Origin of the sequence: Horticoccus luteus (assembly GCF_019464535.1) — a bacterium.
Classification (GTDB): domain Bacteria; phylum Verrucomicrobiota; class Verrucomicrobiia; order Opitutales; family Opitutaceae; genus Horticoccus; species Horticoccus luteus.
This window is the reverse complement of record NZ_CP080507.1, coordinates 1,423,370-1,438,939: the sequence shown is the minus strand read 5'-3', so window position 1 is coordinate 1,438,939 and position 15,570 is coordinate 1,423,370. Positions and strand designations below refer to the sequence as shown.

General features: G+C 63.9%; 18 protein-coding genes and 1 pseudogene. 9 read left to right on the top strand and 10 right to left on the bottom strand.

Annotated features, from left to right (window positions below; genetic code table 11):
• Positions 1-15: 15 nt before the first annotated feature.
• Entirely contained in the window at positions 16-498 is a 483-nt protein-coding gene (locus K0B96_RS05925; RefSeq protein ID WP_220166418.1) for a tRNA (cytidine(34)-2'-O)-methyltransferase, read from the bottom strand.
• A 107-nt stretch (positions 499-605) separates the two neighbouring features.
• Between K0B96_RS05925 and K0B96_RS05920 the strand changes: the two genes are divergently transcribed.
• On the top strand, positions 606-1,025 hold the full coding sequence (locus K0B96_RS05920; RefSeq protein ID WP_220164919.1) for a response regulator: 420 nt from the start codon (positions 606-608) through the stop codon (positions 1,023-1,025).
• Here K0B96_RS05920 and K0B96_RS05915 read toward each other — a convergent pair.
• From K0B96_RS05915 to K0B96_RS05905, 3 genes are all read right to left on the bottom strand, one after another.
• A complete protein-coding gene (locus K0B96_RS05915) occupies positions 1,022-1,936 on the bottom strand; it encodes a homoserine kinase (protein ID WP_220164909.1) in 915 nt (304 codons plus the stop codon). The genes K0B96_RS05920 and K0B96_RS05915 overlap by 4 nt on opposite strands.
• The gene (gene smpB / locus K0B96_RS05910; protein WP_220164907.1) at positions 1,933-2,409 is read right to left on the bottom strand and encodes an SsrA-binding protein SmpB; all 477 of its coding nucleotides are present in this window, start codon (positions 2,407-2,409) and stop codon (positions 1,933-1,935) included. Before smpB ends, K0B96_RS05915 begins: the two co-directional genes overlap by 4 nt.
• 77 nt (positions 2,410-2,486) lie before the next feature.
• Positions 2,487-2,687 carry a DNA-directed RNA polymerase subunit omega gene (locus K0B96_RS05905; RefSeq protein WP_220164905.1) on the bottom strand — a complete coding sequence of 67 codons (201 nt, stop codon included), beginning with the start codon at positions 2,685-2,687 and terminating at the stop codon, positions 2,487-2,489.
• A gap of 106 nt (positions 2,688-2,793) precedes the next feature.
• On the opposite strand from K0B96_RS05905, the gene cutA reads away from it, so the two are divergent.
• The 4 genes from cutA to K0B96_RS05885 all read left to right on the top strand — a co-directional run bounded on the left by cutA (position 2,794) and on the right by K0B96_RS05885 (position 4,413).
• Positions 2,794-3,114 (top strand): divalent-cation tolerance protein CutA, encoded by a 321-nt coding sequence (gene cutA, locus K0B96_RS05900; protein WP_220164903.1) that lies wholly within the window; start codon positions 2,794-2,796, stop codon positions 3,112-3,114.
• A 28-nt stretch (positions 3,115-3,142) separates the two neighbouring features.
• Positions 3,143-3,298 (top strand): small basic protein, encoded by a 156-nt coding sequence (locus K0B96_RS05895; RefSeq protein WP_220164901.1) that lies wholly within the window; start codon positions 3,143-3,145, stop codon positions 3,296-3,298.
• Between the two features lie 61 nt (positions 3,299-3,359).
• Positions 3,360-4,025 (top strand): DedA family protein, encoded by a 666-nt coding sequence (locus K0B96_RS05890; protein ID WP_220164899.1) that lies wholly within the window; start codon positions 3,360-3,362, stop codon positions 4,023-4,025.
• 139 nt (positions 4,026-4,164) lie between these two features.
• Positions 4,165-4,413 (top strand): hypothetical protein, encoded by a 249-nt coding sequence (locus tag K0B96_RS05885; protein ID WP_220164897.1) that lies wholly within the window; start codon positions 4,165-4,167, stop codon positions 4,411-4,413.
• Between the two features lie 55 nt (positions 4,414-4,468).
• Here K0B96_RS05885 and K0B96_RS05880 read toward each other — a convergent pair whose 3' ends face one another.
• Complete coding sequence (locus K0B96_RS05880; protein ID WP_220164895.1) at positions 4,469-4,888, bottom strand: glycine zipper domain-containing protein; 420 nt, start codon at positions 4,886-4,888, stop codon at positions 4,469-4,471.
• A gap of 116 nt (positions 4,889-5,004) precedes the next feature.
• Positions 5,005-5,910 carry a YihY/virulence factor BrkB family protein gene (locus tag K0B96_RS05875; RefSeq protein ID WP_220164893.1) on the bottom strand — a complete coding sequence of 302 codons (906 nt, stop codon included), beginning with the start codon at positions 5,908-5,910 and terminating at the stop codon, positions 5,005-5,007.
• 139 nt (positions 5,911-6,049) lie between these two features.
• Here K0B96_RS05875 and K0B96_RS05870 point away from each other — a divergent pair, with 139 nt between their 5' ends.
• The gene (locus K0B96_RS05870) at positions 6,050-7,069 is read left to right on the top strand and encodes a DUF72 domain-containing protein (protein WP_220164891.1); all 1,020 of its coding nucleotides are present in this window, start codon (positions 6,050-6,052) and stop codon (positions 7,067-7,069) included.
• Here K0B96_RS05870 and K0B96_RS05865 read toward each other — a convergent pair.
• The 3 genes and pseudogenes from K0B96_RS05865 to K0B96_RS17680 form a co-directional block, all read right to left on the bottom strand.
• Positions 7,066-7,404, bottom strand: coding sequence for a hypothetical protein (locus K0B96_RS05865; RefSeq protein WP_220164889.1), 339 nt, complete (start codon positions 7,402-7,404; stop codon positions 7,066-7,068). The genes K0B96_RS05870 and K0B96_RS05865 overlap by 4 nt on opposite strands.
• Positions 7,405-7,499: 95 nt before the next feature.
• Positions 7,500-7,856, bottom strand: a complete 357-nt coding sequence (locus tag K0B96_RS17685; RefSeq protein WP_425602968.1) for a glutathione S-transferase C-terminal domain-containing protein — start codon at positions 7,854-7,856, stop codon at positions 7,500-7,502.
• Between the two features lie 222 nt (positions 7,857-8,078).
• Positions 8,079-8,450 (bottom strand): annotated as a pseudogene (locus K0B96_RS17680) (glutathione S-transferase family protein); the annotation flags it as partial.
• A gap of 146 nt (positions 8,451-8,596) precedes the next feature.
• Here K0B96_RS17680 and K0B96_RS05855 point away from each other — a divergent pair.
• On the top strand, positions 8,597-8,806 hold the full coding sequence (locus tag K0B96_RS05855) for a lipopolysaccharide assembly protein LapA domain-containing protein (RefSeq protein ID WP_220164885.1): 210 nt from the start codon (positions 8,597-8,599) through the stop codon (positions 8,804-8,806).
• Positions 8,807-8,813: 7 nt separating this feature from the next.
• On the opposite strand, the gene K0B96_RS17345 is transcribed toward K0B96_RS05855, so the two are convergent.
• A complete protein-coding gene (locus K0B96_RS17345) occupies positions 8,814-11,945 on the bottom strand; it encodes an excinuclease ABC subunit UvrA (RefSeq protein WP_255558864.1) in 3,132 nt (1,043 codons plus the stop codon).
• Between the two features lie 255 nt (positions 11,946-12,200).
• Between K0B96_RS17345 and K0B96_RS05840 the strand changes: the two genes are divergently transcribed.
• Together K0B96_RS05840 and K0B96_RS05835 are read left to right on the top strand one after the other, a co-directional pair.
• Positions 12,201-14,189 (top strand): DUF1302 domain-containing protein, encoded by a 1,989-nt coding sequence (locus K0B96_RS05840; protein ID WP_220164883.1) that lies wholly within the window; start codon positions 12,201-12,203, stop codon positions 14,187-14,189.
• Positions 14,190-14,212: 23 nt separating this feature from the next.
• On the top strand, positions 14,213-15,565 hold the full coding sequence (locus tag K0B96_RS05835) for a DUF1329 domain-containing protein (protein WP_220164881.1): 1,353 nt from the start codon (positions 14,213-14,215) through the stop codon (positions 15,563-15,565).
• Positions 15,566-15,570: the final 5 nt, after the last annotated feature.

Here is a 15,570-nt window from a genome sequence, read left to right as displayed (position 1 = left end):
TCGAAACACGCCTCTTCACGCGCCGCTTGCCGGTGCCGCCGGCAAACCCACTTGGCGCAACGCCTCGTAACACGCCACCCCCGCCGCCGTGCTCAAGTTCAACGAGCGCAGCGTCGGATTCGCGTGCGGGATCGTCACCCGTTGCGCCGCGCCGATTTCCTCGTGCAGCCACGCCGGCGCCCCCGCGCTTTCGCTGCCAAACACCAACCCGTCGCCCTCCGCATAACGCACCTCCCAAAACGACTGCGTCGTCTTCGTCGTAAAAAGCCAGAGCCGCTGCGGCGCCACGCCGCTCGCCCGAAACGCCGCCCAGTCCGCATGCTGGTGCACATCGAGCGAATGCCAGTAATCCATCCCCGCCCGGCGCAAATTTTTGTCGGTGATCTCGAACCCCAGCGGATGAATCAGGTGCAGGCGCGAACGCGTCAGGGCGCACATGCGACCGATGTTGCCCGTGTTGGGTGCGATCTCCGGTTGAAAGAGGACGATATGCAGCACGCCAGCATCTTGCGCGCCGCCGTCGCGGGCACAAGTCACACCGCAACGTTCAGTTCTTCTGGCTTTACGCATCCAACTCCAACCGCTACCCCAGAGTCTTTCCTGACGTGAGCATCGAGGCAAAGAAAGCGGTCGTCATCGTTGACGATGAACGCTCTTACACCCAGCTGCTGGCGGATCTTATCCGCGAAAACCTCACGTGCCCGGTCTTTGCTTACACCAGTCCCCTGGAGGCCTTGGCCGCGCTCCCCGCCATCGATGCCGCAGTCATCGTCACCGATTACTTCATGCCGCAGCTCAACGGCCTCGCGTTCATTGCCCAGGCGCGGGCGATTCACCCCGCCACACCCTTCATCATGATCACCGGCAACCTCGATTTGCTCTGCGTGGATACCCTGAGCCGGGTTGCAGGACTGAAAATCGTCCTCCCGAAACCATTTGGCGTGCGGCAACTCGCCTCCGAAATCGTCCGCTTCTGGCCCGCGGGGGAACCCGTTCCCGTCATCGAAGCCGCCCGTCAAAACTAGGCTTCGATTCGCAGTCCGTCATTGTCGGCCCGCAGCACCCGCGCCATCGCCGCTACGCCGGCCGCCGCGAACGCCCGCCGCATCGCGGCGGCCACGCTCTCGGCCCGCGCCGCATCTGCCATGCACAGCACGCTGGAACCACTGCCGCTCAGCCAGCCCGTCCACGCGCCCGCGGCCACGCCCGCCTCGATCGCCGGCTCCGCCCCGCGGATCAAGGGCAACCGATAGGGTTCGTGCATGAAATCCCCCAGCTTCCCCGGCAGCCGCGCGTAGTCTCCCGTGGCGAGCAGCGCCACGAGGTAGGTCGCGCTGTTGATACTGCGCACCGCGTCGAAATACGGCAGCGTCTTCGGCAAAATTCCGCGCGCCTCCTTCGTCAGCATCTCGCCTTCCGGCGACGCGACCACCAATCGCGCCTGAGCCGCCACCGGAATCTTCACGGCATCGACAAATGCTCCGGTCGCCGGGTCGCAGCGCGAGACGCAAAACCCGCCCAGCACGCTCGCCGCCGCATTGTCCGGGTGTCCTTCGAGCGCTGTCACGAGACCGACGAGATCGTGTGGTGACAATTCCGCGCCCGCCAGAACCCCGAGTCCCGCCAACACTCCGGCCCGCACCGTCACGCTCGACCCCAGGCCCCGCGCCGGCGGCACGTCGCCTTCGATCGCAAAGGTAAATCCAAACCGCGCCCTTCCCGACCAGTGGAAAAAGGCCTCGGCTGCCTCGTTCGCCATTTCGGTTCCCCGCGCCTGGTCCGGCGTCGCCGCGCGGCCTGCGGTTCCCGCCTCGCGCCGCAAGGTCACCCGGTTGTATAACGCCGCCGCCAGTCCGAGCGTATCGAAACCAGCGCCGCAATTCGACGTGCTGCCCGGCACCCGCACGGTCACCGCTTCACGCGCCGACGGTTTCATGAGCGCCGCAATTTCATCGCCTTTTCAATCTCCCGCACCTGCACGCGTTTTTTCAGATCGTTGCGTCGGTCGAAGTTCTTTTTCCCCGAAGCCAGGGCGACTTCGACCTTCACGAGGCCCTCTTTGAAATACATCCGCAGCGGCACCAGCGACTTTCCTCCGATATCAAGCGCTTGGGCGATTTTCCGAATTTGGTGCGCATGCAACAGCAGTTTCCGAATCCGGCGGGCGTCGTGATTGTAGATATTTCCAAACGCATATTGCTCGATGTGCATGTTCATCAGCCACACTTCGCCCTTTTGCACCCGGCCGAAGGCATCGTTGATTTGCGCCCGCCCCGCGCGCACCGACTTCACTTCCGTTCCGCGCAACTGGATGCCCGCCTCAAACTTTTCCTCCACGCTGTAATCGCGCAAGGCCTTCGCATTGCGGATCTCGGTGTAACGCTGAGCGTCGGTCTTGCGCGCGGCCATGGTGCGGGAACCCTACACAAAACAGGCGGCGCCGACAACTGCGGAGCCGCCCGAAGAATAATTTGCCCCTGTCGGACTCAGTTCTCGCCCGCGTCGTAGCTGATCTTCCCGTCGATGATCTCGCGCAAAGCGACATCTTCCGGCGCCAGCTTTTCCAACGACTCCACCAGCGGTCGGTTGCCCCGGCGCAACTGCTTGACGCGACGGGAGACCACGTTGATCAGCACGTTCGGATCTTGAATGGTATTGAGCGCTTCGCGGATGTAGTCGTCTCTCATGTGGGCGTGTGGCAATAGTGAGCCGGTGACAACACGCTTAAACGTTCACTCGGTCAAGCGACAATTCGCCGTTGCGCCGACCCCTCCACCCATCGAAAACGCCCCTATGTTTCTCGCCTTCACCACCGTCGCCGGGCTCGCTGATGCGGAGCGTCTCGCTACCAGCGCAGTCGAGGCCCGCCTCGCTGCGTGCGTGCAGATCGACGGCCCTTTGCAGTCGCTTTACCGCTGGGAAGGTGCCGTCGAGCGCACCACGGAATATCGCCTCGTTTTCAAATGCCTCCCGGCCCAACTCTCCGCTCTCGAACACCATGTCCTCGGCCGGCATCCCTACGCCACGCCCGAATGGATTGCCGTGCGCGCCGAAGCTGTGGGAGAAAAATACTTGTCATGGGCCAGGTCGGACCTTACTCATCCGCCCCTTTAAGCGATCGAAACCCTTCACTTTATTCATCATGTCACAGCACAAAAGCCTCCAAACGTCCGGCGGCATCGTCGTTAAACGCAACGTCCTCAAGCGCTACGAGCGGGTCGACCTCCTCAAGAAACGCGGCCAATGGAAGGCCGGCGACCGGGTGACGAGCCTGCGCAAGACCAAGCCCGACGTCTAAATCAACGCGTCTCCTTTTCTCGGCAGGCAGTTTTCCGCTGCCTGCCTTTTTTTCGCCCACCATGCTCGATCTCGTTCATAAGCTCGTCGATTTCATCCTCCACATTGACCGGCACTTGGCCGAGATCATCGCCAGTTACGGCCTGTGGACCTATGGTCTCCTTTTCGCCATCATTTTTGCCGAGACCGGGCTGGTGATTCTGCCGCTGCTCCCCGGCGACTCCCTCCTCTTCGCCGCCGGGGCGTTTTGCGCCAAACCCGAGACCGGCCTCAATGTCCACCTCCTCGCTGCCCTCCTTTCGCTCGCGGCAATTTTGGGTGACACCGTTAATTACTGGATCGGCTCCCTCATCGGTCCGCGCGTTTTCAGCCGCGAAGACTCGTTCCTTCTGCGCAAAAAACATTTGGCCCGGGCCCACGCGTTTTTCGAGCGCTATGGCGGCCGGGCGATCATCCTCGCGCGCTTCGTGCCCATCGTCCGCACGTTTGTCCCCTTCGTCGCCGGCGTCGGCCGCATGACTTACACGCGTTTTATCTCCTACAACATTATCGGCGGCCTCCTCTGGATCTGCCTGTTCACCTACGCCGGCTTCTTCTTCGGCTCCCGCGAATTCGTCCAGCAGAACTTCAAACTCGTCATCCTCGCGATCATCGTGCTCTCCATCGTCCCTGTGCTGTTCGAAGCGCTGCGCGCGTGGCGCGAGTCGCGCGCCAAGCCCCAGCCTTGACCGGACCGTCGGGCCAGTGAGTCCATTGCCGGGCCCGGGGCAATTGCCCCAGTCCCCTCCGGCGGATTCACGGCCACGCCATCCGGCATGCTCCGCTAGGATTACGGCCGGCGCGTGTGCTTTAGTGGTCGCGACCACCATGCGACTCTATCCCATCTCACCTCTGACCGTTCTACAGGACCGCACGGTCACGCTTTCCGATTTTCAGTTCGACGACGGTTACCGCTTCAACGGTGCCGTCACCATCGACGTGCTGCACTCCGGTGACCGCGGGCATGTTTATCTCGACCGCGGTAATGAGAGCCGCCGCCTGACCGCCACGGAAGCCAGGCGCCTCACCGCCGCCTGCTGCCTGACTGACTCGCGCCTCGTCCCCGTCCCCGTCTGACCCGTTCCGCTGCCGCGAAGCCTGCCGCGCCGTCCGCGCCCCGATCGTCCTCGACTCAGTTGCCGATCGTTCGATTGCGCTCCGCCCGCGCCCGCAAATTCGCCTTCTCCTGCTCGGTCAGAAAATCGGTGAGCTCATAATTCACCCGCCCCGAAGCTCGCGCGCGTTCCTGCAAAATCGCCACCTCATCGGGCGTCAGCAGCGCTTGGTAATCCGCCGCCGAGTAGGAACGCTCGCCCGACGCCTGCCGCTCGTCTTGCCGGTTGCCATACGCGCCGCCGGCCACGCCGCCCGCCGCCGCGCCGATCGCCACCCCCGCCCCCGTTTCGCCCGATTGATGGCCAATGACACCGCCGATGATGGCGCCCGCGGTTGCGCCGATCGCGGCGCCGCGCGTCGTGTTCGGTCCCGGGTTGGAACTGCAACCACTCAGCGCGGCCACGAGGAGAAGGGAAAAGCAAAAGGTTGGTTTCATGGGTAAGAAAGCTACCCCCTTGGTCCGCCTCCGTGCGCCCGGGTTTCATGCCGGGCGCTCGTCACCCGTCTGATATTTACTCCCGAAAATCTCCCATCCCGGCGCGTTCCGCCCGCTTACAATTCCCCCTCATGCACGGGCGCATCCGGCTGCAATTCCGCCCCGTCCCGATAGCGCCCGCCATGGGTCACCGCATGCACATGGGTGAACTCCGCGCCAATAAACACGATTTGCGCCGCGTAATAGCACCACACCAGCAGCGCGATGATCGAACCCGCGACGCCGTAGGACGACGTCAGCCGACTGTGCGCGAGATAATACGACAGCACGGTCTTGCCCAAATCGAACAAGAACGCCGTCAACACCGCTCCCGTCCACACATGCCGCCATGCGATTTTCCGGTCCGGCAGCAGTTTGAACACCATCGCAAACAAACACGTGATGAGGGCGAACGACAGCGTCAGCTCGACGAATCGAAACAGCCCGTCCGGTGCGTGGATTCGATGCCACGCATAACTCGCCATCCAACTCAGCACCGCGCTCGCGACGAGCGACACGAGCAGCAAAAATCCCGTGCCCACCACAGTTGCGAACGAAAATAGCCGCACTTTCAACATCTTTGGCCACGGCGCCTTCGCCGGCGGTTTCACCCGCCAGATCGTGTTCAACGCATCCTGCAAATGCAAAAACACGCCGATCGCCCCGACCAGCAGCGTCGCGCCTCCGAGCGCCGTCGCCACTTTGTTACTCGTCGTCTGCGTCGGCCGCTCCACGGTGCGCACCGCCTCCGCCGCCGGGCTGCCCGCGAGCGACTGGATTTCGCTGATCACGCGCTGCCGCGCCGTCCCTTCGTGAAACACCACGCCGGCGACCGCGATCGCGATCACCAGCATCGGCGCCACTGCGACCGTCGTATAATACGCCAGTGCCGCTCCCATCTGCGGAATCTTGTCTTCCCAATAGGCCCGCAATGTGCGCGTCAGCAGAAAAAGCACCCGGTTGGGGAAGGACGGTAACTTCACCTCGCGCACTGACCGGCCGACACCCGGTCGGTTCGCCGCGGTCGTGTCGCACCTCCGCTCACGCTCCGCGACCTTCACTCCGCGTTTTCCTCTTTTCCCTCGCGGAACGCCTTCCGCATTTCCGCAGTCTGCGCCCGCCATGCCAGACATACGCATTGGCATCTCAGGCTGGCGCTACCCTCCCTGGCGCGGCGGCACCTTTTATCCGCGCGGACTTCCCCAACGCGACGAACTCGCCTACGCGGCGCGCGCAGTTCGCACCATCGAGATCAACGGCTCCTTCTATTCCCTGCAGACCCCCGCGAGCTACGCAGCCTGGCGCGACGCCACGCCCGACGACTTCGTTTTTGCCGTCAAAGGCCCCCGCTACATCACCCACCTGAAACGCCTCCGCAACATCCGCGTCCCGCTCGCAAACTTCTTCGCCTCCGGCGTGCTGCGACTCGGTGAAAAATTCGGTCCGCTTCTCTGGCAACTCCCGCCCAACCTCCCTTTCGATCCCGCTCGACTCGCTGCGTTTTTCGATCTTCTGCCCCGCAGCACCGACGCCGCTGCCGCCCTCGCCCGCCATCACGACCACCACCTTCGCCACCGCGCCTGGTTGCGCACCGACGCTTCCCGCCCCCTTCGCCACGCACTCGAGGTCCGTCACCCCTCGTTCGCTCACCCGGAATTTGTTGCGCTGCTCCGCGCACACCACATCGCACTCGTCGTCGCCGACACCGCCGGCAAATGGCCCTTCTTGGAAGACGTCACGAGCGATTTCGTTTACGTGCGTTTGCACGGCGACGAAGAGCTCTACGCGAGCGGCTACACCGATGCCGCCCTGACCCGTTGGGCCGCAAAGATCAAAGCGTGGACGCACAGTCGCACGCCCGCGCACGCGCGCCTCGCCGGTGCCCGCCCGCGCGCAGCCGCGCCCGCCGATGTCTTCGTTTATTTCGATAACGACGTCAAAGTCCGTGCGCCGTTCGATGCGATGACCCTCGCCCACAAACTCCACCTCGGACCCGCTCCCGGCACGCCACCTGATCCCGCGACCATCGCGGAAGTGCCGCGTCCCATACGCGCTGATGCCCGTTGGCGATTCACCACCACGGCAGCGAACGCGATCACCAAATCTCCCGTCCGCCGCGCCGCCCGCGCTCGGGCCAACTAGCCCGCCGTTTTCGGCTCGTCCGCCGACGTCTTCAGCGCCGCGCCCGGTGAATCCAGCACGCGATCACAGACCAAGGTGCACGTTCCATCGCGCGCCTCGCGCAGCAACTGCGCCACCTCGTCGTTGGTCAAAATCACGCTTCGCGCCTCTGCCCGCTGCGTAAACATATCCGGCCATTGCACGACCAACTCCACCTGCGCCTCCCGCGGATCAGCTCCCATCGACGTCACGACCTTCAAACTTCCCCGCATGCCCACACTATTTTTGTCTCCCGGCCGACTCGGCTTCACCAACACCGATTGCCCGTCGAGCGCGCGTAATTCTTCCGCTGTCATGCTCGCCACAGTAGCCCGCGCCGCCTCGCTGTTCCGACGTAGTGGATCGACTCAGAGTCCCCCGAACGCTTTCCCCGCACCGGGGAGCAACGGTGTTACGCGACGTTTGCCACCAACTCCCGCCCGTGCGCCGAATCAAGGTCCAGCTCCGGCCCAATCGGCACGATGCGCGTCGGGTTGATCTCTTCGTGCGTCATGTAGTAGTGGCGTTTGATGTGATCGAAATTCACCGTCTCGCGCACGCCCGACTGTTGATACAAATCCCGCAGGTAGCCGTAGAGATTCGGATAATCGACGATCCGCCGGACGTTGCACTTGAAATGCCCGTGATACACCGCATCGAACCGCACCAGCGTGCAGAACAGCCGCCAGTCCGCCTCCACGATCCGCCGCCCCAGCAAATACCGCCGCGTCGCCAGCCGTGTCTCCAGTTTATCCAGCGCCGCAAACACATCGCGCGCCGCCTTTTCATACGCGCCCTGAGTCGTCGCAAAACCCGCCCGATAAACGCCATTGTTCACATTCTCGTATATGAACTTCGCCAGCTCCCCGTGCTCGGCCTCGAGTTTCGCTGGAAACAGCTCCCCCGGCGTACGCGCCAGCCCGCGAAACGCGTCATTGAACATCCGGCAGATGTCATCCTCGGAGTTGTTCACAATGCGCCGCGTTTCCTTGTCCCATAGCACCGGCACCGTGTAGCGACCGCGATAGTCCGGCTCCGACGCGAAATATGCCTCGCTCAAAAATTTGAATCCATTCACCGCATCCGCGCCATGTCCCGGACCTTCGCGAAACGCCCAACCGCGCTCATCCCGCACCGGATCGACCACGCCCACGCTCACCGCCTCCGCGAGCCCAAGGATTTTTCGCACGATCAACGTGCGGTGCGCCCAGGGACACGCGAGCGAGACATATAAATGATACCGCCCGGCCACCGCCGGAAATTCCGTCGCACCGTCGTTCGACACCCAGGCTCGGAACGCGTCTCCCTGCCGCACAAACTCGCCGCCCGTCCCCTGCTCATCCGGAAATTGCGCTGTGGTCATGCGCCGAAACTACCACACCTCCCCGGGCTTCGCTACGGCAACCGCGTCGTCTAAACTTTCCTCTTGGCAGGTCCGTCCACCGTTACCTCGGAAACTCGGACCACAGTGAGGTTGCCGCAGCCAAATGTCGGAGATAACGTCCAGCCATGAACTGGCGCGTCATCCTCTCCCTCCTGCTTCTTCTCGTGCTCGGCATTTTCGGCCTGCAAAACACCACCGTGTTGACGGTCACGTTTTTCGGCTGGTCCGGGCAGCTTTCGCAGGCGCTCCTGATCGCGATCTGCGGAGGTCTTGGCGTGTTGCTCGGATTTCTGCTCGGGGTCTCCTGCAAATCGCGACGCAAATCCAGAGTGTGAGCGCGGGTCACTTACGCCTGCGGCGCTCCTGCCACTGCGCCAGCGCCCGGCCCGTCAGCGAACGCTCCGCGGCTTCGATCCCCTCCCGCGGCCCCGCGTAAACCAATTCGCCGCCCGCCGTGCCGCCGCCGGGCCCGAGATCGATGATCCAGTCCGCCAAATTGATCACGTCGAGGTTGTGCTCGATCACGATCACCGTGTTGCCCGCGTCGCGCAGTTTGAAGAGCAGATCCATCAACTTCTGGATGTCCACCCAGTGCAGCCCCGTCGTCGGCTCATCGAGTATATACAGCGTTTCCCCTTGCTGCCGTTTGCTCAGCTCCAACGACAACTTTATCCGCTGCGCTTCGCCGCCCGACAACGTCGTCGCCGACTGGCCCAGCGTCAGGTAACCGAGGCCCACCGCGTCGAGCGTCTGCAGCTTGTCGACCACGCGCGGAATGTTGCGGAAAAGCGTGATCGCCTCGCGCACCGTCAGCTCCAGCACGTCCGCGATCGACTTGCCGTGAAACAACACTTCGAGCGTCTCGCGGTTGAACCGCTTCCCGCCGCAACTCGGGCACGGCGCATAGGCGTCCGCCATGAATTGCATGTCGAGCTTGATGACGCCATCGCCCTGGCAGCGCTCGCACCTTCCGCCCCGCACGTTAAACGAAAAACGGCTCGCCTTGTAGCCGCGCACTTTCGCCAGCGGCATCTGCGCATAAAGGTCCCGCAGCAGCGGCAACAGATCCACATAACTCGCCGGATTCGAACGCGGACTGCGCCCGATCGGCTCCTGATCGACCCGCACCAGCTTCTCGAAGAAATCCAGGTTCTCGATGCTGCGATGCAGTCCCGGCAGCGCCTTCGCGCCGTTCAGTTTCTTCGCCGCCGCCGTCGCCAGAATATCGTTCACCAGCGTGCTCTTGCCCGACCCGCTCACGCCGGTCACGCACGTCAGCAATCCCACCGGAAACTTCGCGTCGATGCCGCGCAGGTTGTTCTCCCGCGCCTCGCGCACCGACAACCACGCGCCACTCGACACCTTCGTCTCGGCTTCCTTCACCACCGATAACGCATGCGCCAGAAACGGCCCCGTCCGCGATTCCCGCGCCGGCGTTTTCGCAAGGTCCGCCGGCGTCCCTTGAAACAACAACCGCCCGCCTTCGATCCCCGCCTCCGGCCCCAGTTCGATGATCTCATCGGCCAGCCGCATCGTGTCTTCATCGTGTTCGACCACGAGCACCGTGTTGCCGCGGTCGCGCAACGTCGTGAGTTGCGCGAGCAGACGCTCGTTGTCGTGCGGATGCAGACCGATGCTCGGCTCATCCAGCACATAAATCACGCCGATGAGTCCCATCCCGAGCTGCGTCGCGAGTCGCACGCGCTGCCCCTCGCCGCCCGACAGCGTCGCGTAGTCGCGTTCCAAGGTGAGATAGCCGAGTCCCGTCTCCAAAAGGAAATGCAGCCGCTGCTCGATCCCCTGCACCACATCGCGCACCGCGTCATTGCCTGCGAACGCCGCTTCCAACCGCCGCGCGAGCGCATGCGCATTCTCAACATCCAACGCCATGAACTGCGGAAACGTCAGTCCCTCCCGCCACGCCGCCTCCCCCCCCGCCGTTCCCAAACCTCTAGCCGGGCTGCCCTCCCCCCGCACGTCGTCGCGTCCCGCCGTCCCCGAAACTGTCGGCGGGGTGCCCTCACCCCGCGCTTGCGCCCGCCCCTTCCTCCGCGCTGGCACCGTCCTCCCGGTCGCGCCTCCCACCGCCACCGTCCCCTTTCCGTTCGTCGAAATTGGGTTCTCTTCTTCAACGTCTAGTTCGGCTGTTGCACCCGCTTCCGCCGTCGGCCCTTGCCCTGCTTTCATCAAAACCGCGCCGCTCCGCGCATTCAGCCGGGAGCCGTGACACTCCGGACAACGCCCGCCGATCATATACGTGACCAGCCGCGCCCGAAACCCCTCGCTGTCGGTCTCGCGAAAACTCTCCAGTAAATCCGCCATCACCCCGGGGAAACTCATCGCCTTCGCCTCGCGCATGCGTCGCAGCTTGAACGCGAATTGCCGTTCTCCCGCGCCGAACAAAAGCTGTTTGCGTGTCTCCTCCGGCAAATCCTTCCACGGCACCTCCGGATCGAACGGCAGTTGCTCCGCCAGTTGTTTCAACAACGCGTTGTGTTTGATGATGAGATTTTTTCCGCCGATCCGCCACGCCTTGATCGCGCCTTCGCGCACCGATTTCGTCGGGTCCGGCACGACCAGCTCCGGCACGAAGCGCAACGTCCGCCCCAATCCGCCGCACGTCGGGCACGCGCCTTCGCTGTGGTTGAACGAAAAATGCCGCGGTGTGAGTTTTTCGAAAATGTCGCCGCAGATCTCGCACGCGAGCGACTGGCTCAACCCCAGCTCGCGCCACGGTGCATCCGCCGATTTTTGCGCGAGCACGATCGCGCGGTCCTTCCCTTCGCGAAACGCCAGCTCCAGCGAATCCGCCAGCCGGCTGCGCTGCTCCGCGCTCGCCACAAGGCGATCCACCACGAGATCGACCTCGACCAGTTTCACGCCCGACGGCACCAGTTCCGCCTCGTCCAGATTCTTCACCTCGCCATTGAGCCGCACACGTTGGAAACCCCGCTGCCGCAGCCGCGGCAGTTCGTCGCGCAGCACGCTCGGCTTCACCGTCATCGCCGGCGCCAGCAGCATCACCCGCTCGCCCGCGCACTCGGCGAGCACGCGCTCCACATTGTCGTCGAGCGAACGCTGCACCACACGGCCGCCGTCTTTCGGACACCGTTGTTCGCCGCACAACGCCCACAAGAGTCGCGCGTAGTCCGCGATCTCCGTCGCCGTCGCGATCGTGCTCCGCGGGGAATGTCCGCCCGTCCGCTGTTCGATCGCGAGCACCGGCGAAAGGCCGTGCACGAAATCCACGTCCGGCCGCTTCAGTTGCTCGAGCACCTGCCGCGCCTGCGTGCTCAGCGACTCCATGTATTTCCGATAGCCCTCCGCGTAAATCGTATCGAAGGCCAGCGACGACTTGCCCGAGCCGCTCGGCCCGGTGATTACCACGAGTTTCCCGCGCGGAATCCGCAACTCGAGATCCTTCAAGTTATGTTCCCGCGCCCCTTTGACGTGAATGTGCGTGGCCGCCTGCATCGATAAAGCCCGCAGCTTATGCAAAACCCTCTCTCGTCAAAGAGCTAATCCGGTTTTGTTCTCGTTCGTTCTCTCCTTCCCCTCCCGCCCGCCCCTGCCTTCTGCGCCGCCTCTCCGAGCGCCCGCCGCCCAAGGTTCATCAACGTCCGGTTCCGCCTTGCCGCTGGCAAAAGCCCTCGCGCAACATCGCGCCCTCCCCCGTTTCGCCGCTTTTCTTTGCCTCCCGCCCGCGGGACTGACTCCCTCCCTTTCTTGATGAACGATTCGCGGTCTCCCTGCGCCAGCTTCGCCCGTGTGCGCTTCGCCATCGCTCCCCTTGTTCTCGCGCTTATCGTTTCTCCGCCTGTCGCGCACGCAGCGAAATTTGCCCGCGGCGAATTCGCCGGCAGCTTCGATAGCTCGTTCTCCGTCGGCGCACTCTACCGGCTGCAGCCGCCCGACCCTGCTCTCTACGGCCCCGCCGACTCATTTCGCGGCGTCGCCGGCACCGGCTACTCCGTCAACGGCGACGATGGCGATCTCAACTACGCCCCCGGCATCGTGTCGGAACTTTTCAAGGGCGACCACGAACTCGAACTGAAATGGCGCAACGTCGGCGCCTTTGCCCGCGGCTACTATTTCATTGATGCGCGCACCGCCCACACCCGGCGCACGCCTCTCAGCGAGCAAGCCAGGCAGCGCGTCGTCCGCGGCGCCGACCTGCTCGATCTTTACGCCGTGGCCAAGTTCGATCTCGGCGATACCGTGCCCGTCGATCTGCGCTTCGGTCGCCAAGTGCTCAGCCTCGGCGAAAGCACGTTCATTCCCAACGGCATCAATATCGTCAATCCCGTCGACCTCTCGAAACTGCGCGTCCCCGGCGCCGGTCTCAAGGAAGCGTTTCTCCCCGTCAACCTGCTCAAGGCGTCCGTCGCGCTGACCCCGCGCCTCACCATCGAACCGTATTGGCTGCTCGAATTTCGCCGCAACGAACTCGAGCCCGCCGGCACCTACTTTTCGACGACCGACGTCGCCAGCCGCGGCGGCGACAAAGCGTATGTCGGATTCGGCACCCTCCCCGATAGCGGCACGCTCGGCGCGCTTCCCCGCGGCCATGATCGCGACGCCGGCAATTACAACCAGTTTGGCGCGTCGCTCCGCTACTTTTCGTCCATCCTTAACGACTCCGAATTCGGACTCTATTTCGCCCGTTATCATAGCCGCTCGCCCGTGCTCAGCGCGCGCACGCCCACCGGTCCGATCGATACCGCGCTCGTTCACTCCACCGCGGCCTCCCTCGCCAATGCCCAGCTCGCCCCGGCCTTGATCGCGCACGGTTATCCCGCCGCCGACGTGCCCGCCGCCCTCGCCAGCCTCCTCGGAGCCGCCTTCGCCAACGCGCCCGCCAGCGCACTGCCCGCCGCGTTGCAACCTTTCTACCCGTCCGCCCAGACCATCGCGACCAGCGCTGGCAAAATCGGCCTCCTCACCGCCACCGGCACCGCCCGCTACTTCCTCGAATATCCCGAAGGCATCGTCATGCTCGGCGCCAGTTTTAACAGCGCCATTGGCGACACCGGCATTTCCTGGCAGGGCGAGGTCTCCTACAAACACGGCGTGCCGCTCCAAATCGACGACGTGGAGCTCTTCTTCGCCGCGCTCTCGGCGGTCAATCCCGTCTTCGGCGCCCACAGCCAGGTCGGCAATTATTCCGCTCAGTATAATAAAGAACTCTCCGGCTACCGGCGCCACGACGTCTGGACCGCGCAGACGACCCTCACTCAAGCCTTCGGTCCGATCTTCGGCTCGCAACAAGCCACGCTCGTCGGCGAGATCGGCGGCCTGTGGGCCGATCTGCCCGATCCCTCCGTCCTGCGCTACGAGGCGCCCGGCACCTACACCAGCGGCAGCGCCGCCGCGATGACCGCCACCGGTTTCGGTGCCATCCCCGCCACCCCCGCCGATCGCTTCGCCAACGCCTTTTCGTGGGGCTACCAACTCGCCGCGCGCCTCGACTACAACAACGTCTTCGCCGGCCTCAACATCAGCCCCACCATCGCCTTCGTGCACGATGTCTCCGGCAACAGCCCTCTCCCGCTCGCCAATTTTGTCGCTCACCGCAGGAGCCTCAATCTCGCCGTCGAGCTCCTCCGGCAAAACGCGTGGGCCTTCGAAGTTCGCTACGTCAACTTTTTCGGTGCCGGCGCCTCCAACCTCCTCGGCGACCGCGACTACGTCGCCACCACCGTAAAATATTCTTTCTAGCCCCCCGCCGCCCCCCGTCCGCCATGAGTTCACCCCTTCATCTTGCCGCCGCCTGCTTCGTTTGGTCCTCAGCCGCCGCGTTCGCCGCCGTCAGCGCGACCGAAGCCGCCCGCCTCGACGCCGATCTCACGCCCCTCGGCGCCGAACGCGCCGGGAATGCGGATGGCTCCATCCCCGCCTGGACCGGAGGCATCACTACGCCTCCCGCCGGTTACCAAGTCGGCGATCATCATCCCGATCCCTACGCCGGCGACATCCCGCTCTATACAATCACCGCCGCCAACTGCGCCTCCTATCAAGACCGCCTCACTGCCGGCCACCTCGCGTTGCTCCGCGCCTATCCTGATTACAAACTCATCGTCTACCCGACTCATCGCAGCGCCTCCAATCCGCCCCGCATTTACGACGCCGTCCGCCGCAACGCCACCACCGCCAACCTCACCGAAAATGGCAACGCCTTCACCGGCGCCATCGTCGGCATTCCCTTTCCGATTCCCCGCAACGGTCTCGAAGTCATCTGGAATCATCTCACGCGTTATCGCGGCGTCGCCGTCATCCGCCACATCAGCCAGGCTGCCCCTACGCCCGGCGGCGCCTACACGCTCGTCGATTTCGACGACGAGTTTTTATTCAACTACTGTCGCCCCGACGCCACCGCGGCCGGCCTCGCCAACACCCTCATTTATTTCAAGCAAACCGTCGCCGCCCCCGCCCGCCTTGCCGGCACGATCCTCCTCGCCCACGAGACGATGGATCAGGTCAAAGAACCCCGTCGCGCCTGGATCTACAACACCGGCCAGCGCCGCGTCCGCCGCGCTCCCAACATCGCTTACGATAACCCGGGCACCGCCGCCGACGGCCTGCGCACCATCGACCAATTCGATATGTTCAACGGTGCCACCGATCGCTACGATTGGACGCTCGTCGGCAAGCGTGAGATGATCGTGCCCTACAACGCCTACCGCCTCCACAGCGGCCAGCTCAAGAATGCCGACATCCTGCATCCCCTCCACATCAACCAGGAGCTCGCACGCTACGAACTTCACCGCGTCTGGGTCGTCGACGCGAAGGTCAAACCCGGTGTCTCGCACCTCTATCCCCACCGCACGTTCTACATCGATGAGGATAGCTGGCAGGTTCTCGTCGTCGACCAATACAACTCCCGTGGCGAGATGTGGCGCGTGTCCGAAGCGCACTGCATCAACTATTACGACGCGCTCTCTTTTTGGAGCACGCTCGAAGTGCACACCGATCTCGCCGCCCGCCGTTACCTCGCCCTCGGCCTCGATAACGAACGCCCGATGTATAATTTTTCCGCGAAACTGACGCCCGCCGATTTCAGCCCCGAAGCGCTGCGCCGCGAAGGCGTCCGCTGACTGAC